Raw genomic sequence first — 19891 nt, 5'->3', positions numbered from 1 at the left:
TAGCGTGTCTCAGGTTCATTAAAACAAAATAACACAAACAAGGGATGTCCCCTGTCATATTCATGACTTATGGGACATCCCCTTTTTGCTTCTTGGTGTGGACTATATAAATTGAACTAAAGAATATTTACACTTGCCACTCCGATGACAGAACAACCTTCTGATCGCTGTTATCCCCAGATTTTTTATATTCGGCTTTACAAAGGAGAAAATCTGTTGATAAAGGCGAAGCGTATGCTTCCGATGCAGCTTTCTTTTCAGAAAGCTTTTAGCTCCGCTTCTTCAGGTTATTTCTGTCCTCTACGTTCTCGTGTAAATGTTTAGTTCAATTTATATAGTATGAAAAATTCGCTATGCCCAGGATGTGAGCTGATCTGAAGCAGCCAGTCCCAAAGACTTAACGCTCAGATTTCCTGTGCCAGCAGCATGGCTGTGCCACAGGATTGACGCACAACCAGTTCCGGCTCAACTTTAATGCAACGATTATCCATTTGTTTGTTCATCAGATCAAACAGAATCATGGCAGCAAGGCGTCCAATTTTGTCCGTATCCTGCTTGACGGTTGTTAGTGGTGGATCGGTATAACGGCAGGCTTCGATGTCGTCACAACCTGCCACAGCTATATCTTCTGGAATGCGTAACCCCACTTCCTTAAAGGCGCGAATAGCTCCAAAGGCAAGTAGATCTGTGGCTGCAAACACGGCACGTGGAAGAGTTTTGCAGGCGAGCATTTTCTTGGCCGCTTCGTATCCATCCGCTGCGGCATAATCTTTGCTGTATACAACCCACTCGGGCTTTTCATCAAGACTAAACTGATTTAGTGAACGTTTGAAAGCCATCTCTCTCTGTTGCATCACAAGAGAGGCGCACTCCAGCCCGATAAAACCAACATCTCGATAACCGTTCATATAAAATTGTTCTACAACTTTGGTTGAGATCTTATCGTTATCGGACATGATGTAACAGGAGCTTTGTCCTGTTAGCTCGATATCTATTCCGATACAAGGAATCAGGCTGGCATCCAGGTCGAATATGCTGCTCTCGACCTCATCCCCCGCAATAATAATACAGCCATCCACTTGAAAATACTTGGATCTCGCCAAGTAGTCCTCACCCTGATCCAGAAACTTCTCATTCGAGAAGAAGAGTAGATCGTATCCAAGCAAGCCAATTTGTTTCTTAAACGCATTGATAACCTGTACGAAGAAAGGGTGACTGAAATCCACGTTCAGCTTCCCTGCAAACACAACGCCAACGAGGCTGGATTTTTTGGTTGCCAGTGTTTTGGCTGAAGAAGATGGACGATAGCCTGTCTCTTCCATAATTTTAAGCACACGCTGGCGCGTTTCCTCGCTAATATCTGGATAGTTATTGATAATCTTGGACACCGTGGCTACAGACACGCCGGCTAAACTCGCTATCGTTTTGATATTCATAAACATCCCTCGGATTCCTAAACTGGTTTCGTAAACTGGGGCTGTATCGGTTTTTTCGCTTTCTTGCAAGTATTCTATGCTACATAGACCGGAGAGTCAACAGCAGAGAGAGGGTTTCACACTTGAAATGATATGCATTCATAGGTTTGAAGTGATCAAGGAGGTTTGTCGCGAAAATAAGGACGAATTTTAGCTCGTAATCTTAATTATTTTACAGATTTTGAGTCCATTTAAAGGAATGCCGGGTTGTCTGGGGCTTAAATGAAATTATGTCATGTGCTGTGTTTCGTAGCTTTCGTGACTATCGTAAAGGGTACCTTGATTTCAACGTATACAGCAATAAATAAAGCTTTTATCAAGCGTGTTAAAGCATGGAAATCAAAAAAACAAAATGACTATTTACAAAATAAAGATCTGAAGTCATAATAAGGGTGGAATTAACGAAACTGATTTCGTAGATTTAATTCAAAAATTTGGGGGACAACGAAAATGAAGAAAATGACTTTAACCATTGTACTTGTAACCGCTTTATTATGTGTGCTCGCCGCTTGTAGTAACAGCTCTTCGGAATCAGAAGGAACTCAGGCTACAGACAGCAGCAAAAAAGTTACCTTGAAGATCATTCACTGGCAGCAAGAGAATATTAACAACTACATCAAAGAGTTTAATACGAAATTTGAAGCGAAATATCCGGACGTAAAGGTGGAATATACTACGGTTCCGGCAGACGCGACATACGATCAGTTGATGCAAACACGGATGAACGCCGGAAGTAATGGGGACGTAGATATCATTCCACTCAAATCAAGCTTTGTAGGCGCTCCGCAGGAATGGTCCAGTGGTGCTGCTGATCCGATGTGGAAGCAATGGATCGATGCCGGGTTAATCAGTGATCTGTCTGATCAATCTTTTATCAAAAACTACAATGAAGCGGATGTACAGAACGCAATGACGTATAACGATAAGGTGTACGGTGTAAACATGGGCAAGGTGGCATTCGCAGGACTGTTCTACAATAAGGAACTCTTCGCAAAATATAATCTGGAAATCCCTACAACCTGGGATGAATTGCAACATGTTATCAAAGTGTTCAAAGACAATGGTGTCGAAGCGCTGGGTCTGGCGGGTAAAGATGTATGGCCAATAGGTCTTGCGGTGCAAGGGCTTCAGGCCTCTATTCATGAAGATCAGCTTGCTTATATCAAAGGTCTATGGACTGGTGAAACCAAGCTGACTGATCCGGTTCAACTTGAAGTCTTGCAGAAATCTCAGGATCTGATGAACAATGCAATGCCTGGTTTCATGGGTATTGACTACGGAACATTGCCCAGTTTGTTCGCTACAGGCAAGGTGGCTATGATTGCTGACGGCACTTGGGATGCAACAACAATTCAAACGGCCAACCCTGATCTGAAGTTTGGATATTTCCCAATTCCAGGTAGCAATGATGCAGCCAAGAACAAAAATCTGGCGGGTAAATACGATATGACCTGGATGGTGGTGGATAACTCACCGAACAAGGATTACGCAATGAAATGGCTTGATATGTTATCGGAGAAAGAGAACTACACGGAATTTGTGAATGCAGCCGGCTTCCTGCCTACACAGCCTGATGTGGAGATGACAAGTGAGTTTATCCAAGGCATTCAGCCTTACCTGGAGGACTTTAAACTTTCTTGGGATCAGTTGTTCATTAACCGTCAGAATGTAGGACAGTACATTTCGGAGGCCAGCGTTCACGCAGAGATGCTCAAGCCAGCCGGACCGATTGCAACACCGGAAGAGCTTGCAGGTAAATCCCAAGCAGATTGGGATGCTGCTGCTCCAAAGTAATTCATAATCATTCATATTCATGGCACAAGTTGGCCGCATGCGCCGGAATAGCGCTCGGGTCTGAGCCTTCAGGCCAGACAAGGCTGTTATTCCGGTTTTCTTATGTCTTAGTTTTACCCCATGAAAGGTGTGAGGACGATGTATCCGTTTGGGAAAGGTAAGGCAAGACTTATTCCTTATCTGTATTTGAGCATTCCGTTGTTACTTTATGTCGTGTTTGGCTTCGGTCCATCACTTGTGACGATACTGTTTTCGTTTACAGATGCTACTGGTGTTCGGGGCCAGGAATGGAGCTTTATCGGCTTTGAAAACTATAAAACATTTTTTGGTGCATCCAATGCTGGAGACCGAATGGATGCTATTGGGCGATCCTTATACTTTGCGTTTGCTGTTGTGATCATACAAAATGCAGTGGGTTTGTTTATAGCGATTTTGATCAATAAAAAGCTTAGAGGCGATAAATTATATCGCGCGGTATTCTTTTTGCCAGTGGTGCTGGGGGTTACTGTGTCTGGACTCATTTGGCAACTCGTTGCAAATCCGCTGGGCGGACCAGCCCAGTCCTTTCTGAATTTCTTGGGTACCAGTTCCAACTTTTTTGGCGATTATAATATTGCCTTCGAATTGATTATTTTTGTTCAAATCTGGATGTACATGGGTTACTCCATGACGATTTTTCTTGCAGGTCTGCAGTCTATTCCGAGTGATCTGTATGAGGCGGGTTACATGGATGGTGCTTCGGGGTGGAAAGCATTTACAAACATTACATTCCCCATGATTGCTCCTGCATTCACCGTTAACATGCTCTTGTCTATCATAGGGGCATTGCAAACCTTTGATATTATCTATGTACTTACAGGCGGCAAGTTCAATACAACGACGCTTGCGTTTGATGTTTATGCTACGGCATTTGGCACAGGAACGGCTGATTACGGTTTGGCTTCTGCTGTGGCGATGATTCAGTTCCTCTTTGTATTTACCATATCGATGGTTGCTTTATTTTATCTCCGCAGAAGAGAGGTGGAAGCGTAATGAAACAGAGCCAAACGTCCAGAATGGTCAGCTACGTTATCGTTCTGCTCATGCTTGCGTTGTACGTTTTCCCTCTATTCTATCTGTTCAATGTATCCATGAAGACACAGACAGAGTATCTGCTCGATCCTGTAGCTCTTACTGAAGGGATCCGGCTTGAGAACTTTTCCGAAGCATGGGACAAAGGGAACTTCTCTCAGTATATGTGGAACAGTGTGCTCTATACAGGGATGTCCACCCTGCTGACGTTGATTTTATCTATATTTGCTGCATTCCCGCTCGCACGCAGATATGTTAAATTCAGCACACTCATTTATATTTTCTTTCTGATTTCCATGTACCTTCCCAACCCGCTCATTCCGCAGTTTTCCCTGATCAATAATCTGGGTCTTTACAACACCCAAATCGGGTACATCTTATTGAAGACGACAGGTACGGGCATTGCCTTTCTCATGTTTGTGGGTTATATCAAATCAATATCGCGTGAACTGGATGAGGCCTCTGCCATGGACGGGTGCGGGTATACAAGGTATCTGTTCACTATCCTTGTTCCGTTAATGAAACCAATCCTGGCAACAGGTATTATTCTTACCGCGATTGGTGTATGGAACGATATTATCGGGCCGACCATTTATTTATCTGATCCGAATTATCAGCCGGTAACCAAAGGACTCTTTACATTTTATGGACAGTACATGAACAACTGGCCGCTGCTCGCCTGTGGCATTCTGATTGTTACCTTGCCACTGGTTGTCCTGTATGTTGCTTTGCAACGTTTCATTGTTGGAGGTGCTATGGCAGGGGCTGTTAAATCGTAAGTTAGAATCACTCCGCTTTAACTGAAAAGAAAAAAAGGCAAGCGACCCAAAAAAACATCATAAAAAAGCCACCCTCAACGCAATGAAGGTGGCTTCTATTATTTTCATCGTTATTTTGGTTTTATAACTCCACTAACATCAAAATAATGGAGGATAGACACAGACATGTGCTGACTAGATACAGCACACCCACCACCTGATTTTGATTCAATCCGGCACGCAGCAACCGATAATGAGCTTGACTTGCATCGGCCTGATAGATCGCTTTACCTTGAATGAAACGTTTGATAACGACAAAGATGTTGTCGAAGATCGGTACACCCAGCGCCAGAATCGGAATGAAGATGGACAACATGGTTGCTTGTTTGAATGCACCATCCAGAGCGATAACCGCCAGAATGAAGCCAAGGAACGTAGCGCCTGCATCACCCATGAATACTTTGGCAGGAGCTTTGTTGTACTTCAGATAACCAATCGTTACACCGACCAGAATGATCGACATGAGTGCGGAATCACTTTGACCTTTGGCAAGCGCCACGATGAACAGGGTAATTGCCGAGATGGCCGATAACCCGCCAGCCAGTCCGTCCATGCCGTCCGAGAAGTTGATGACTGTTGTCACCCCGAAGATCCACAGGATCGTGAGAATGAATTGCAGCCAGATCGGAAGCATGACATATTCCGCGTTGAAGGGATTCACAAATCCGGTGAACGCAATGCCAGAAGCAAATACGAGTACTGCCGCAGAGACTTGTACGAGCATTTTGGGCAGGGCAGGAAAATCTTTGCCTTTTGTTTTGTACCAGTCGTCGACGGTACCAATCGTTAGCAGAAGCATACCACCAGCGACCAGAGCCGCTGTTTCCCATGTGATTTCTTTCGTAAGAGCAATGTATGTCAGGAAAAATCCAGTAAATATCGCGTAACTCGCCGTGAGCGGGATAGGTTGCCTGTGTAGCTTACGCTCCACATCTTCCCGAGGCTTGTCCACAAAATCGAGCCGGTGAGCCAATCGACCAAGCGGTGGAATAAGCAGAACCACGACAGCAAAAGACACTATAAAAGCCAGTATGTATACCATAAACTCGCTTGTTTCACTCCCATCTACCAATTTCCCCTTATTATACGAGTTAAACAGGAAATCTGTCGATGTCATTATTGTAACCAGACGTACGCAAAGGTGAGCAAAAGTTCAGGTTTTATTGTATTTGAGGAAGATAGGAGCCGAAATAATGTTTTACGGCTTCTGTATGATATCCATCATCACCTTGCCAGGTTGCTGCAAAGACAAAATCGCTGGAACCACCTTTGCGTTTTCTCGGTTTATCTCCAGGAACCAGTATGCCGGCTGCAGCCCAGATTTCCAGCAGGGCATCCCGCTCCTGTTTGCTGGAAGGGAAGAGATCCTTCCACTTTTTCTCAAGTGAGCGAGCACTGTCCTTGGGGTCTTCCGTCTGAGCTGCTTCAAGCAGGTTGACCAGGATGGCTTGGTCTTCAGGGGTTACTTCATAGTTTGCATCGTTGTCCTGAAGCAGTAATTCCAGATCCATCAGGCAATAGATAAGCCAGCCGTGACGCACGCCGCCCCACTTAATCCGTTCAAAATTAAGGACGTTTAAGTCTACATTGGAATATTCCTTGTCTGACTGCAAACGCAGGAAGTTACAATCTCCACAGGCACTGGTGTTAGGGTGAAGGGCAGGGCGTTCCGCATAGGTGTGTAAAGGCATGTTCGATGTTAAAGCCCAGCTGGATAATGCGCTGCGCAGATAGACTTTTTTGGTGGACAGACTATGTAGAAATGCCGAAATCACCCGTTCCTTAAACGAGTCATCCTGATGCATGTCGTATAGACGCTGGACAATCTCGTCATGCGTGATCGTGAGTGGATCAAACATGACACCTTTGCTTTTGGCATATTCAAATTCATCTCCAGAGAAGGGTGGAGAGGTTGTTTTCCAGCCACCACCTCCCCAGAAGGTGCTCAGCAGTATCTTTGCTGCCTTTTTGTCCATATGGTTAGCCTCCTTTATGGGAATTGCGATTATGATGAAAGTAGTTCTTCAATTTCAAACCTGCTTACTTTAGTCTACGTATTCCTCGGTTGTATTCAGAATCATCTCGACGAGGCCTGGAAAACGTGTGTTTAGCTCTTCCTTTCGTAGGGAATAAAAGTGCTGTTTACCTTCAATGCGTGGCTGTATCACGCCAGCTTCACGTAAAATTTTGATGTGATGGGACAACGTGGATTTGGAAATATGGTCTACTTCGAAGGCGGAACAGTTTTTCTCGCCAGAACTGGCCAGACAGTGTGCAATTTTCATGCGGATCGGATCACCCAATGCATTGCAGACCGTAGTCAGCTTCAGTTCCGAAGCCATAGGTATCGTTGAAGTTCTCATATCTATGACGTTAGCATAATCGGCTTTCTCTTTCAATGTTTGAAATATTTCGAACTATAGAAGTTGAACTTTTAACTATTACACTTGTTTACTCCGATTGCAGTACCATCTTTCGATCGCTCTTATCCCCAGATTTTCTTATTCCCTTGGTCCAAGGGAAAAATCCGGTGATAGTGTATGCTTCCGATGTAGCTTTCTTTCAGAAAGCTTTAAGCGCACGCTTCGCTTATTCAGATTGGTTCTGCACTCTCCGTGTTAGTGTAAAAGTCGGTCTCAACTTATATATTTCTTGCAGGCAGTATAAGAAGTATGATACATTTCTTTTCGATAGTTCGAAAATATTCGAACTGAAAGATTGGAAAACGGCTTTTTATTCTAGGAGGAATATAAATGAGTGTCACAAATACAACTACGATGTTGAACAACTATTTCCGTTTATTTGATGCTTCACGCACAGACGAGCGCGCCATGCAGGACTTATTGTCCCTGTTTACACCGGACGCAGAGATTGTGCTTAACGGCACCAGCAGATCAGGGTTTGATGGTTTCATGAAAGCTTTCTACGAATACAATAAGGATGTAAAACATATGTGGGACGGGTGGGTGCAACAGCCTGACGGCAGTTACCAAACGAACTGGGCGGTATGCGGACAAGCGGCAGACGGAACGGTATATGCCAAAGCAGGCATCGATATCGCACGTGTAAATGATGCGGGACAGATTGTGTATCTGGAGAATGTACAGGCCGACCAGAATGCGTTCAGCAAGTATAATCAGTAATTAAAATCTAGGATTTCAGTTCTATAGTTGTTAGAAATCTGAATCAATAAAAGATAGGAAACCTTAACTCCACCGCTTTTTCATGCTGTGGGGTTTTGTTATACCCAAAATGCTCAATCATTCTTTTTAGGGTAGGATTAGAATAAAGGGATGAACGTTATAATTCTTATTTGTTGGAATAAAGAGGAGTGAACTACATGAACGAAGTTGGGAACCGAAACGCCATGGAACCTTTAGAGGTCATACCGATGGTCGGTATTGGACCATTTAAGTTGGGAATGAGTAAATCAGAGGTAGAAGAGATCATTGAGTGCATCACCCCAGAGATTAGTCAGCTCTACAACCAAATGGAGTATGATTCGGGACATAAACTCTATTTCATTGAAGTAACTAATCCACACGATTATCCACCTGATGAATCTGATGTTGTCCTTACATATGATAATATTGATGTTTTTCGAACAAAGGCTGATGATCTCGTTAAGCTAATAGATAGTAAGACACCATATACTCGAGACATCGATGCGGAGTTGGGATTTTCTTTTATTTTCAAAGACATCCAATTGGCTTTGTGGAGACCTAGCGTGATGACCGAAGAAATGATGAATTCAGTTGAGTTTCTGACCGAGTTTACGCCAGAGAATCAGGAACTGGAAAAGAGGTTTTTCTATTTTAGGACGGTTGCTGTGGCGGCCCCTGGATACTTTAATAGAACATAAAGGGAAGCTCCAAGTATGATGAGAGATAAATTTGATCCAATCTAAATAGAGTTTATATAGTCTGTGCATGAAAAAAAGCCCATTCCCATATGGACATAACCATGGCGGGGTGGGTCTCTTTAACTTACGATATCTCGTATTAATTCTAACGAACCTGTGACGCGCTATTGGAGGATATTTGGAGAAAATAAATTTCTAACGAACCACAGACACGTTAATTGGCTACATATTAGGTTCTAGAGCAGTTTTGTGCCCATGTAAGCCGATATAAGGTGGCTCAGGTTCGTTAGATTTTGAAAACATGCTATAAACCTCATATAAGATGTCTACGATTCGTTAGCTATTCCATCTCAACTTTTGACCGTCCAACGTGTTGCAACATCCTAGGCTTTTAACCTTCTAGCCCTCACATCGTCCCGTTCTCCGGTCATCCTACATGCAATCTACTGCCGCCCTTATCCCTGCATCGTCTTATTCTGAAAAGCAGCGATATCCGCATACTCTTCTTCGAATTTGCGGGAAATGCGGATGAAGATCGGCAGCAGTTCCCGGTAGACGCGGACACTGTCCGGGTCTGGTTGGTGCCGATGCGTTGATCCGATCATGCCGGAGACGGCACTCAGTGAATCGATGCGGCCAAGAGCGTACAAGCCCAGTACAGCAGCGCCGAGACAGGAGCTTTCAATACTTTCGGGGATGATGACATCCTGATCGAAAATATCGGCCATCATCTGTCGCCACAACTCAGAGCGGGCGAAGCCGCCTGTCGCCTGAATTTTTTTCGGACGGCCAATCTTTTCTTCGATCGCCAGCATGACCGTGTACAGGTTAAACAACACACCTTCGAGCGCAGCGCGAATCATATGTTCTTTCTTATGATGCAGCGTCAGACCGAAAAATGAGCCGCGTGCGTTCGGATTCCAGAGTGGAGCCCGCTCACCCGTCATATACGGATGGAACAAGAGACCTTCCGAACCCGGAGGTACGTTTTCTGCGACACGAGTGAGCACTTCATATGGATCGATGCCAAGTCGTTTCGCAGTCTCCACCTCGGAAGCTGCAAACTCGTCCCGAATCCAGCGGAAAATAACACCACCATTGTTCACCGGTCCGCCAATGACCCAAGCATCTTCCGTGAGTGCATAACAGAAGAAGCGTCCTTTGGGATCGGTCACCGGTTTATCTACGACTGTACGAATCGCTCCACTGGTACCAATGGTCACGGCCACGACGCCCGGATCAATGGCGTTCACGCCCAGATTGGAGAGCACACCATCACTTGCACCGATAACAAATGGTGTGGTGACCGCAATGCCCATCTCCTTGGCGTACTCCGGGTGCAACCCATGTTTCAGCACATGTGTGGTTGGGACCAATCGGGACAAGTGTTCCGGCGTAATGCCCGCTACATGCAGCGCTTCAGCATCCCAGTCGAGTTTCTCCAGATTCATGAGTCCGGTTGCGGAGGCCATGGAGTGATCAATGACGTATTCAGAAAATAATTTATAGAAAACATATTCTTTCATGGATATGAATTTGTGCGTCTGTCTGAACAATTCAGGCTGATCCCGGGTGAGCCACATGATCTTGGTGAGAGGGGACATCGGATGAATCGGCGTACCTGTTCTCAGATAGATTTCGTGACCATTCATCTCCGATTTGAGTATTTCCGTCCACTCTGCACTGCGATTATCTGCCCAAGTCATGGCCCGCATCAGCGGTGTGCCCTGTTGATCGACTGGCAGAATGCTGTGCATGGCCGAACTGAAGGATACAAACAGGATGTCCTCTGGCTTCACTCCCGCTTTGGAAGTGGCCTGTTTAACGGACTCGATGACTGCTTTGAAAATATCTTCCGCATCCTGCTCCGCAATCGCAGGTGTGGGGGTGTGTAGCGGATAATCGGCACTGCCTTGAGCCACAATGGTTCCGTTCTGTTCGAACAAGACGGCCTTGGTGGAGGTCGTGCCGATATCTACGCCGATCATATAGGGTGAAGAAGCCATTTTGTCATCCCTCTTTCTTAAATATATAAGTGAATGAATGCTGTTAAACGTTAACACTTCGGGTACAGAAAGCCTTCCGATCGCCGTTATCCCCAAATTTCTCGATTCCCTCTTCAAAGGGAGAAATTTGGTTATAAATGCGAACATTCCATTTCTTCAGGCCCTTTCTGTCCCTTCGTGCACTTGGTGCTATTCATCCAACTTATATGGCATCTGTTATTTCATCTATAGATAAGAATATCAGACTTGAGGGATGGATCAAAATGCCACAATCTTAGTCCTTCACCGCCCCTGCGGCAATATCCGAAATAAACTGGCGGCTGATGAACAGGAACATCACGATGAGTGGGATGACGGCAAGCAACGTGCCTGCGATGACCATTGCATAGTCTGTGTTGTACAGTCCGTTCAATTGAGACAACGCAATCTGCAACGTGTATTTGCGTTCATCCGTCAGGACGATCAAAGGCCACAGATAATCATTCCATACGCCGATAAAGGTGAACGCGCCGAGGAAAGCAAAGGCAGGTCGCAGAATTGGCAGCGCCACGTTCCAATAGAGTCGGAAGAAATTACAGCCGTCGATGCGGCCCGCATCCAGCAGATCGTTGGGAATGGACTCTGTTGCATACTGGCGAATCCAGAAGATGCCGAAGGCGTTCACCATGCCCGGAATAATGAGAGCTTTGAAGGAACCGACCCAACCGAACGTAGCCATGAGTACGAAGGAAGGCACCAGCGACAGCTGGGAAGGTACCATCATGGTTGCGAGCAGCAAGATGAAGAGCCACTTTTTGCCAGGAAATTCAAACTTCGCAAACGCAAACCCCGCCAGTGAGTCAAAAAACAGTACAAGTATGGTCACGAGGCCCGACACAAACAACGTATTCAGAAAAGCTCCCCAGAAGTCAATCTGCTGTAACACCCGCGTAATATTATTCCACAATTCGCCCCCGAACCAGAGCTGGGGTGGAAACTTGTAGATATCGGACGTTGTCCGGGTAGACATTACAATCAGCCAATAGAACGGGAACATGGATATGAGCATGCCCCCGATAAGACCGGTATACAACACCAGCGATTTGAGGTGTTTGGTCGCCATGTGCGCTCCCCCTTATCACATCAGGATGATTTGCCTTGAACAAGCTTCCAGTTCACAATCGAGAACAGGGCGATAATGAGGAACATGCCCCAACCAACGGCAGCGCCATATCCGAAGTAATTGTTAATGAAGGATTCACGGTAGAGGTACAGTACAATCGTCATGCCTGCTGCACCTGCGCCACCGTCATTGCCTACCAATACTTGTGGCTCGGTGAACAGTTGCATACCGCCAATCGTTGATGTAATGACCGTAAACAGGATCACAGGACGCAGCATCGGAATTGTAATTCGGAAAAAGGACTGTATCGCTGATGCGCCATCAATCTTGGCCGCTTCGTATAATGTCTGCGGAATACTCTGAAGTCCGGCCAGATAGATGACGGCGTTATATCCGGTCCAGCGCCAGACCACCATGGAGGAGATTGCGACTTTAATGCCCCATGGTGCATTAAGCCACTCCACAACCGGTAGCCCGACCGACTGCAACAGATAATTGAGAAAGCCATAATTGTTGGCAAATAAAGCACCGAAGATAATGGCTACCGCTACAATGGATGTGACGTTTGGCAGAAAATAACCGACCCGAAACAGGGTACGGAACTTCACAAATGGTGCATGCAGCAAAAAGGCAATAATCAGGGCAAAGAAGAGCATCGGAATCGTCGAATAGATCCAGATCATGAACGTGTTGCCCACGGCTTGCCAGAACTCGGCATCGGTCAGCATGTATTTGAAATTGTTGAGTCCGTTAAACGTCATGACACCGATGCCATCCCATTTATGAAAAGCCAGATAGAGTGAGAATCCGATCGGGAACAGGCCAAACACCGCAAACAGAATATAAAACGGCGATATCGCAACATAAAGTGCACGATGTTCCCACATTCTCGCCCATAGTGACTTCTGCCGATCCAGATCAGGTCTTGCATTTCCGGGATCGGGAGTAAGACGAGGTTCAGTTACAGCCATATGAATTCCTCCTTTGCGGATAACGAAACCACACGTTCTTCAGGTTAACGCTGCAATTCCCGCTCGACGCGGTGTACTGTATCTGTCCAGACCTGCTGTGGATCGGCATTTTGCTTCGCGACATCATTCAGCCGCCGGGTGATAATGTTGTGTACGGATGGATATCGTTCGCCAAAGAAAGCATCCGGCACATCCTGTGCCGATTCGGCAAATACAGGCCCTGTCGCCTGTCCACCGAAGAAAGGTTCTTTTTCTTTCATGGCAGGATCATTAAACACACCTGGTGCAGAAGGGAACAGGTTCAGTGTCTGATATTGCTCCAGTTGATTTTCGGGACTTTGCAGCCAGCGAACCAGTTCAAAGGCTTCCTGAGGATGTTCACTCGACTTCAGGATGGACAGGAATGATCCCCCGTTGTTGCCATCTCCCCCTGGTGCCCGAGCGACCCGCCATTTCCCGGAGGTATCCGGAGCGGCTTCCTGAAGCACTTGTTTCATCCAGACGGCACCTACAAAAGAGGCGATTTCGCCATTATTCATCGCGGCGTTCCAGCTTGGAGTCCAGCCATCTGCATTGGCTAGCAGTCCCTTCTCTTTGAAAGCAACGGCCGTATCCCAGCTCTTGCCCACAATAGGGGAATCCATGCCGATAAAGGACCCGTCCGGCCGGAAATAACGCTCCGCAGACTGCGATATGACTTGATTGTAAACGGTTGCAATATTGTCGGTTAGAAAAACCTTGCCTCCGAATTTTTCCTTGAGCTGTTCTCCGGCAGCAGCATATGCATCCCAGCTGTTGATCTGGCGTGTAACGTCTTCGGGATCAGATGGCAATCCGGCCTCCTTGAACAGATCTTCTCGGTAGAAGAGGGCTGTTGGGCCCGTATCCATCGGGAAACCGATCATCTGTCCGCTTGGCGTAACGCCTTGCTTCCATTTCCACGGCAGATATTGGTCTTCAATATCTCCTGCACCGAGATCATACAGATTATAGAAACGGTCCTCACTGGGGAATAGCTCCATGATCCAGTCGTTCAATGCCACAATGTCTGGTTCACCTGAGCGTGCAGCGAGTGTTGTTTTGAGTTTTGCTTTGAAATCACCGCCGATTTTCTGAGCTGTCAGTTCGATATTGGGGAACTTTTCCTTAGCCCTGGCAATCAACTTATCATCGATGGAACGATTCCAGTACCATAATGTAAGCGCTACCTTTTTGTTGTTCGCTGAATCGTCCTGTCCGGGCCAGATGGAGCATCCGCTTATGAGCAGGACGCAGACCATCAGTATGGCTGTCCAGCATGTTCTTTTCCGGCGGATCATGTGTATTACCCCCTCATCATTAAGTTCGAGGCATGAAGTGCTTTGGACTACAACATTAGTGTATGAGCAGTTTATAAACTCATACCCAATATTCCTAAAATGAAACACATATTTGTGTCGATTGCGTAACATAAATTGGGTAGTTACTTTAAAAATAAAAGTTACTTGACACATTATAATTTTTATTCTAAACTAACTTACATAAAGTAACTAATGATGATGAGAATAATATAGATACGTACTATATAACATCCAAGTGATCCAATTTCACGCTGGATGCGAATCAATCAACATACAAGTTGGCCTAAACAGGAGGAACGACAATGATCAATTCACATATTATTCAACTGCTTGCCCCCAAAATTCAGACTTTTCCGAGTGGAAAAGAGTTCATATACCTGGTGGGACCAATCAAGCTTCCGGTTAACCTCGATGGGGAGACCAAGACATTCCAGTGGTATAGCTGGATGAAATCGGACAAAGCGATGGAGAGCGGCGAGTTAATCGAATCCCTTGCTGAGGCTGAACTGGCAGAGCGTCAACAATCCAGTGTTCTGGTGTACGGTGACTTTGCTGAAGCACAAGAAGCGCTGATCCGGATGCATAGTATCTGTCATACAGGCGACATCTTTGGCAGCAAACGCTGTGATTGCGGCTTCCAATTGGAGCAATCCATGAAAATGATCGCTGCTCATGGAGCGGGTGCACTGTTCTATCTTGCGAACCATGAGGGACGTGGCATTGGTCTGTTCAGCAAAGCCATGGCGTACATTTTGCAAGAAGAAGGTCTGGATACGGTAGATGCGAACTTACAGCTCGGATTCACGGACGATGCTCGTAATTATGACGATGCGATTGCTGTGCTGCGTGCACTTCGCTCCGCACCGGTTACATTGATCACCAACAATCCACGGAAGCTGGCTGCTTTGCAGGAAGCGGGATTAAATGTGGGTGGACGTGTGCCACTATGGGGAGATCGCTCTGCTTTTAACGAGAAGTATCTGCAAACGAAAGTGAACCGTTCCGGTCATTTGGCAGAAAGTGATGGTTGGGCTGGGGCAGAGACGCTGCTTCCGCATGCGCAGGGTTAATCATTATTAATAGACGTAATCGATTAGTGGATTAGTCGTTGTAGTACTCTCCGTTATGGAGAAGTACAGCAGCGGCTTTTTTGTATGGATACTAGCATAGCGCTCAGATTTTCCTGATTCACGGAAGGCTTGCCGTTCGTACAGTACGGATTATACAATATAGGCATCTGATGAATGCGGGAGGAACCAAGGTGCCATTTGAGGGACAACGTATATTGCCGGCTGCAAAGAGCATGAAGCAGTTTGAAGCGATGATTGAAGGCCCTTATACCTATGGGGTGATGCTGGAAACGCATATTGCACAGCTTCAGAGTGTAATGGACGAGGCGCGGCGGTATGACAAAAAGATACTTTTGCATGCAGATCTGGTACAGGGATTGAAAAACGATGAGTATGCGGCAGAGTATCTGTGTCAGCACATTCGCCCGGCAGGACTGATCTCTACGCGAGCGAGTGTCATTCAGAAGGCAAAGCAGAAAGGCATTACAGCGATTCAACGTATTTTTCTGCTCGATACCCATGCGCTGGAGAAAAGTTATCTGCTGCTGGCCAAAACCCAACCGGATTATATTGAAGTATTACCTGGCGTCATTCCGCATATTATTGCGGAAGTATCTGTGCGTACAGGGATACCCATTATTGCAGGGGGATTGATCCGTTCACCGGAAGAGGTTGAACTTGCGCTTGGCGTCGGGGCTACGGCAGTGACCACATCCAACACAGATCTGATCCGACACTTCCAGAAATCGCTTACACCGTAAAAAGAACCCACAACAGGAGGTTGGTTGTATGGAAAAATATATATTGGCTCTGGATCAGGGAACAACAAGCTCCCGAGCTATTCTATTTAACCGTGGCGGGGAGATTGTGCACATTGCACAGCAGGAATTCCCTCAATATTTCCCCAAACCGGGCTGGGTAGAGCAGAATGCCAACGAAATCTGGAGTTCCATTCTTGCCGTGATGGCTTCATGTCTGGCAGAGAGCGGAATTAAACCTGTTCAGATTGCCGGAATTGGAATTACGAATCAACGTGAGACCGTTGTTGTATGGGACAAAGAAACAGGCAGACCCATCTATAATGCAGTGGTATGGCAATCCAGACAGACCGCAGATATCTGTGAAGAATTGAAGACGCAGGGTCTCGGGGACCTTTTCCGCCGTAAAACAGGATTACTGATCGATCCCTACTTCTCGGGAACAAAGGTGAAGTGGATTCTGGATCATGTCCCTGGTGCCCGGGAGCGGGCAGAGAAGGGTGAATTGCTGTTTGGCACGATTGATAGCTGGCTGATCTGGAAACTGAGCGGGGGTACACATGTCACGGATATATCCAATGCCTCACGTACTCTGATCTATAACATCTATGATCTGCAATGGGATGACGAATTGTTGGATATCCTCGACATTCCCAAGGCTATGCTACCAGAAGTGCGAGGTTCATCCGAGGTGTATGCACACACAACAGACTATCATTTCTTCGGTCATCGGATTCCGATTGCGGGAGCGGCAGGAGATCAACAGGCAGCGATGTTTGGTCAGGGCTGTTACACCAAGGGTAGTATGAAAAATACATATGGTACCGGTTGTTTCATGCTTATGAACACGGGAGAGAACCCGGTACAATCCAATCACGGACTGATTACAACGATTGCCTGGGGGATGAATGGCAAGGTTGAATATGCGCTCGAAGGCAGCATTTTTGTTGCAGGTTCAGCGGTTCAGTGGCTGCGTGACGGATTAAGGATGCTTCGCTCTTCAAAAGATAGCGAGGATTACGCCTCACGTGTGCCTTCGACAGACGGCGTTTATATGGTACCTGCATTTGTGGGATTGGGCAGTCCGTATTGGGATAGTGAGGTTAAGGGTGCGGTGTTTGGCCTGACACGAGGCACGACAAAGGAACACTTTATCCGTGCTACGCTTGAGGCGTTGGCGTATCAGACCAAAGATGTACTGGAGGCAATGGAATCCGACTCGGGTATTCCCGTGCATGCTCTGCGTGTGGATGGCGGGGCGGCGGCCAATGATTTTCTCATGCAGTTCCAGAGTGATATTCTGGGCATTCCTGTCGAACGCCCAACGGTGAATGAAACGACTGCATTGGGTGCGGCTTATCTGGCAGGATTGGCGGTAGGATATTGGACGAGTGCGGATGAATTGACGGATCATGAAAATACGGAGCATGTCTTCCAGCCTGTTATGGCTGAGGAACAACGAACAGAATTGTATGCAGGTTGGAAGCGTGCAGTGAACGCAGCAATGGCTTTTAAATAAAAGAAATGAAATGAATATTTCTTGGTGTGGGTATTTGTACTTTTTAACTAAACATATGTTATAAATGATATTTACTGGTGGAAAATGATGCATGATTTACAGGGTTGTTCTTCCTGGAGAAGGCAAAATATATATCCACTATAAGGAAAAAAACAAGGTTAGTGGATTCATTTGAAATTCCATCCTTTGGCAGAACAACTTTTTGAATTTTTTTTGAATAATGTGTCATTTCAGGACTTCACGCCGTCAAAAATCTGTGATAGGATAAAGGCACAAGTTAAAAAAATGATGTCTGGAGATCGGGAGGGACCACGTGCCGCTCAGCAATTGCTGAGCGAATGACGTGGTCCTTTTTTTGTTTTTTTACGGAAAAATTGAGAAAATCAATGGGAGGTTCAAGAATGACAGAAACGTTCTCGTCAGCACAACGGACCGAATATTTGCAAAATATGGCGAATGCACATTTTGACGTATTGATTATTGGCGGCGGGATTACAGGCGCAGGGATTGCATTGGATGCGGCTTCGCGTGGGTTGAAGACGGCGCTTGTAGAAATGCAGGATTTTGCAGCAGGTACATCCAGTCGTTCGACCAAACTTGTCCATGGCGGATTACGTTATTTGAAGCATTATGAAGTGAAGATGGTTGCTGAGGTAGGACGGGAGCGGGCTGTAGTTTATGAGAATGGGCCACATGTGACCACACCGGAACCGATGTTGTTACCGATCTATACGGCTGGCACGTTCGGCCGCTTCAGCACATCCATTGGACTGATGGTGTATGACCGGCTCGCCGGGGTGAAGCGCAGTGAACGGCGCCAAATGTTGAATGCTGGAGCGGTGTCAGACAGTGAACCTCTGTTACGCAAACAGGGGTTGTTGGGTGGTGGACTCTATGTGGAGTACCGGACTGATGATGCTAGACTTACCATAGAAGTCATGAAAGAAGCTGTCAAACGTGGGGCACAGGCAGTGAACTACGTTAAGGCGAAAGGTTTCCTAAAGGAGAATGGCAAGATTACAGGTATTGAAGCTCTGGATCAGATCGATGGGCAGACCTATACGCTAAAAGCAAGCAAGGTGATCAACGCTTCCGGTCCATGGGTGGACGGTCTGCGGGAATTGGATGGTTCACGCCAGGGGAAAACGCTACAGATGACCAAAGGTATTCATTTGGTCTTTGATGGTGAACGATTCCCATTGAGGCAGGCTGTCTATTTTGATACACCAGATGGTCGAATGGTGTTTGCTGTCCCGCGTGATGGCAAAACCTATGTAGGTACAACCGACACCGTATATCAGGATGATCCTGCACACCCGCAAATTTCCGACTCGGATCGCGATTATGTGATTGATGCAGTTAATGGCATGTTTCCAGATGTACACATTGGTACCAAGGACGTGGAATCCGGATGGGCGGGTGTACGTCCACTAATTCATGAGGAAGGCAAGAATCCTTCCGAAATATCACGTAAAGATGAAGTCTGGGTATCCGAATCCAATCTGATTACGATTGCCGGGGGCAAGTTAACCGGATACCGTAAAATGGCCGAGATGGTTGTTGATCTGGTCGCACGCCAGATGGAGCAGGAGAGTGGGCATTCCATAGGCCCTTGTGTAACGAAGAAGATGCCGATTTCCGGCGGTGATGTAGGGGGATCGGCTGGATTTGTATCGTATGCGGAGCGCAAGATCAAGGATGGTGTTGCCTTAGGACTTGCTCGACCTGCTGCTGAGCGGCTGGTTCGCACGTATGGTTCCAATGTGGAGGCACTATATGAGCGAATGCCCGATCCACGCACCAAGTCCGAGCTTCATGGCATGCCACAGGAGCTATTGCTGATGCTGCGTTACGCGATTGATGAAGAGATGGCTGCAACCCCATCTGACTTTTTGGTACGAAGAACAGGTGATTTATTCTTCCGTATTGATGAAGTTCGTCGCTATAAAGCAGCAGTTATCTCGTATATGGCAGGTCGTTTGGACTGGTCTGAAGAGGAAGTGGTTAAACATACACAGGAACTGGATCAGCTGTTGCTGGAAGCATCCGGAAAAATCTGAGGCAGGATTTCAAGATCGAGAGTCGAATGGAACATGTAAGCGTGT

Annotated in this window: 17 protein-coding genes; 9 read left to right on the top strand and 8 right to left on the bottom strand. The window is 46.4% G+C overall.

Annotated features, from left to right (window positions below; translation table 11 throughout):
* Positions 1-404: 404 nt before the first annotated feature.
* The gene (locus C170_RS19115; protein ID WP_036613115.1) at positions 405-1436 is read right to left on the bottom strand and encodes a LacI family DNA-binding transcriptional regulator; all 1032 of its coding nucleotides are present in this window, start codon (positions 1434-1436) and stop codon (positions 405-407) included.
* A gap of 489 nt (positions 1437-1925) precedes the next feature.
* Between C170_RS19115 and C170_RS19110 the strand changes: the two genes are divergently transcribed.
* From C170_RS19110 to C170_RS19100, 3 genes are all read left to right on the top strand, one after another.
* Positions 1926-3269, top strand: a complete 1344-nt coding sequence (locus C170_RS19110) for an ABC transporter substrate-binding protein (RefSeq protein ID WP_036613008.1) — start codon at positions 1926-1928, stop codon at positions 3267-3269.
* Between the two features lie 138 nt (positions 3270-3407).
* The gene (locus tag C170_RS19105) at positions 3408-4301 is read left to right on the top strand and encodes a carbohydrate ABC transporter permease (RefSeq protein ID WP_036613007.1); all 894 of its coding nucleotides are present in this window, start codon (positions 3408-3410) and stop codon (positions 4299-4301) included.
* The gene (locus tag C170_RS19100; protein ID WP_036613005.1) at positions 4301-5119 is read left to right on the top strand and encodes a carbohydrate ABC transporter permease; all 819 of its coding nucleotides are present in this window, start codon (positions 4301-4303) and stop codon (positions 5117-5119) included. The genes C170_RS19105 and C170_RS19100 overlap by 1 nt, the downstream gene beginning before the upstream one ends.
* A 121-nt stretch (positions 5120-5240) precedes the next feature.
* On the opposite strand, the gene C170_RS19095 is transcribed toward C170_RS19100, so the two are convergent.
* From C170_RS19095 to C170_RS19085, 3 genes are all read right to left on the bottom strand, one after another.
* Positions 5241-6200: an MraY family glycosyltransferase gene (locus tag C170_RS19095; RefSeq protein WP_036613004.1), complete on the bottom strand. Its 960-nt coding sequence runs from the start codon at positions 6198-6200 to the stop codon at positions 5241-5243.
* Between the two features lie 118 nt (positions 6201-6318).
* Complete coding sequence (locus C170_RS19090; RefSeq protein ID WP_036613002.1) at positions 6319-7134, bottom strand: hypothetical protein; 816 nt, start codon at positions 7132-7134, stop codon at positions 6319-6321.
* 69 nt (positions 7135-7203) lie between these two features.
* Positions 7204-7521, bottom strand: a complete 318-nt coding sequence (locus C170_RS19085; RefSeq protein WP_036613001.1) for an ArsR/SmtB family transcription factor — start codon at positions 7519-7521, stop codon at positions 7204-7206.
* 390 nt (positions 7522-7911) lie between these two features.
* Here C170_RS19085 and C170_RS19080 point away from each other — a divergent pair, with 390 nt between their 5' ends.
* The gene (locus C170_RS19080; protein WP_051447291.1) at positions 7912-8301 is read left to right on the top strand and encodes a nuclear transport factor 2 family protein; all 390 of its coding nucleotides are present in this window, start codon (positions 7912-7914) and stop codon (positions 8299-8301) included.
* 197 nt (positions 8302-8498) lie between these two features.
* Complete coding sequence (locus tag C170_RS19075) at positions 8499-9020, top strand: hypothetical protein (protein ID WP_051447290.1); 522 nt, start codon at positions 8499-8501, stop codon at positions 9018-9020.
* Positions 9021-9475: 455 nt separating this feature from the next.
* On the opposite strand, the gene gntK is transcribed toward C170_RS19075, so the two are convergent.
* From gntK to C170_RS19055, 4 genes are all read right to left on the bottom strand, one after another.
* Positions 9476-11026: a gluconokinase gene (gntK, locus tag C170_RS19070; RefSeq protein ID WP_036612999.1), complete on the bottom strand. Its 1551-nt coding sequence runs from the start codon at positions 11024-11026 to the stop codon at positions 9476-9478.
* A gap of 274 nt (positions 11027-11300) precedes the next feature.
* On the bottom strand, positions 11301-12128 hold the full coding sequence (locus tag C170_RS19065; protein ID WP_036612996.1) for a carbohydrate ABC transporter permease: 828 nt from the start codon (positions 12126-12128) through the stop codon (positions 11301-11303).
* Positions 12129-12148: 20 nt separating this feature from the next.
* A complete protein-coding gene (locus C170_RS19060; RefSeq protein WP_036613110.1) occupies positions 12149-13015 on the bottom strand; it encodes a carbohydrate ABC transporter permease in 867 nt (288 codons plus the stop codon).
* 128 nt (positions 13016-13143) lie between these two features.
* Positions 13144-14418 carry an ABC transporter substrate-binding protein gene (locus C170_RS19055; protein WP_051447289.1) on the bottom strand — a complete coding sequence of 425 codons (1275 nt, stop codon included), beginning with the start codon at positions 14416-14418 and terminating at the stop codon, positions 13144-13146.
* 323 nt (positions 14419-14741) lie between these two features.
* Here C170_RS19055 and C170_RS19050 point away from each other — a divergent pair, with 323 nt between their 5' ends.
* From C170_RS19050 to C170_RS19035, 4 genes are all read left to right on the top strand, one after another.
* Positions 14742-15509 (top strand): GTP cyclohydrolase II, encoded by a 768-nt coding sequence (locus C170_RS19050; protein ID WP_036612994.1) that lies wholly within the window; start codon positions 14742-14744, stop codon positions 15507-15509.
* Between the two features lie 191 nt (positions 15510-15700).
* Positions 15701-16270, top strand: coding sequence for a glycerol-3-phosphate responsive antiterminator (locus C170_RS19045; RefSeq protein ID WP_036612991.1), 570 nt, complete (start codon positions 15701-15703; stop codon positions 16268-16270).
* A 28-nt stretch (positions 16271-16298) separates the two neighbouring features.
* Positions 16299-17786: a glycerol kinase GlpK gene (gene glpK / locus C170_RS19040; RefSeq protein ID WP_036612987.1), complete on the top strand. Its 1488-nt coding sequence runs from the start codon at positions 16299-16301 to the stop codon at positions 17784-17786.
* A 401-nt stretch (positions 17787-18187) separates the two neighbouring features.
* Positions 18188-19846, top strand: coding sequence for a glycerol-3-phosphate dehydrogenase/oxidase (locus tag C170_RS19035; RefSeq protein ID WP_036612984.1), 1659 nt, complete (start codon positions 18188-18190; stop codon positions 19844-19846).
* The last annotated feature ends 45 nt before the right edge of the window (positions 19847-19891 follow it).

The organism is Paenibacillus sp. FSL H7-689 (assembly GCF_000517905.1).
GTDB classification, from domain to species: domain Bacteria; phylum Bacillota; class Bacilli; order Paenibacillales; family Paenibacillaceae; genus Paenibacillus; species Paenibacillus amylolyticus.
This window is presented reverse-complemented; position numbering and strand designations above follow the sequence as displayed.

Excerpts from the sequence above, each read along its gene's own strand:
- C170_RS19065 (WP_036612996.1), bottom strand. The coding sequence starts at position 12,128 with ATGGCGACCAAACACCTCAAATCGCTGGTGTTGTATACCGGTCTTATC.
- glpK (WP_036612987.1), top strand. The coding sequence starts at position 16,299 with ATGGAAAAATATATATTGGCTCTGGATCAGGGAACAACAAGCTCCCGA.
- C170_RS19085 (WP_036613001.1), bottom strand. The coding sequence starts at position 7,521 with ATGAGAACTTCAACGATACCTATGGCTTCGGAACTGAAGCTGACTACG.
- C170_RS19075 (WP_051447290.1), top strand. The coding sequence starts at position 8,499 with ATGAACGAAGTTGGGAACCGAAACGCCATGGAACCTTTAGAGGTCATA.
- C170_RS19055 (WP_051447289.1), bottom strand. The coding sequence starts at position 14,418 with ATGATCCGCCGGAAAAGAACATGCTGGACAGCCATACTGATGGTCTGC.
- C170_RS19080 (WP_051447291.1), top strand. The coding sequence starts at position 7,912 with ATGAGTGTCACAAATACAACTACGATGTTGAACAACTATTTCCGTTTA.
- C170_RS19110 (WP_036613008.1), top strand. The coding sequence starts at position 1,926 with ATGAAGAAAATGACTTTAACCATTGTACTTGTAACCGCTTTATTATGT.
- C170_RS19090 (WP_036613002.1), bottom strand. The coding sequence starts at position 7,134 with ATGGACAAAAAGGCAGCAAAGATACTGCTGAGCACCTTCTGGGGAGGT.
- gntK (WP_036612999.1), bottom strand. The coding sequence starts at position 11,026 with ATGGCTTCTTCACCCTATATGATCGGCGTAGATATCGGCACGACCTCC.
- C170_RS19100 (WP_036613005.1), top strand. The coding sequence starts at position 4,301 with ATGAAACAGAGCCAAACGTCCAGAATGGTCAGCTACGTTATCGTTCTG.
- C170_RS19060 (WP_036613110.1), bottom strand. The coding sequence starts at position 13,015 with ATGTGGGAACATCGTGCACTTTATGTTGCGATATCGCCGTTTTATATT.
- C170_RS19050 (WP_036612994.1), top strand. The coding sequence starts at position 14,742 with ATGATCAATTCACATATTATTCAACTGCTTGCCCCCAAAATTCAGACT.
- C170_RS19095 (WP_036613004.1), bottom strand. The coding sequence starts at position 6,200 with ATGGTATACATACTGGCTTTTATAGTGTCTTTTGCTGTCGTGGTTCTG.
- C170_RS19035 (WP_036612984.1), top strand. The coding sequence starts at position 18,188 with ATGACAGAAACGTTCTCGTCAGCACAACGGACCGAATATTTGCAAAAT.
- C170_RS19105 (WP_036613007.1), top strand. The coding sequence starts at position 3,408 with ATGTATCCGTTTGGGAAAGGTAAGGCAAGACTTATTCCTTATCTGTAT.
- C170_RS19115 (WP_036613115.1), bottom strand. The coding sequence starts at position 1,436 with ATGAATATCAAAACGATAGCGAGTTTAGCCGGCGTGTCTGTAGCCACG.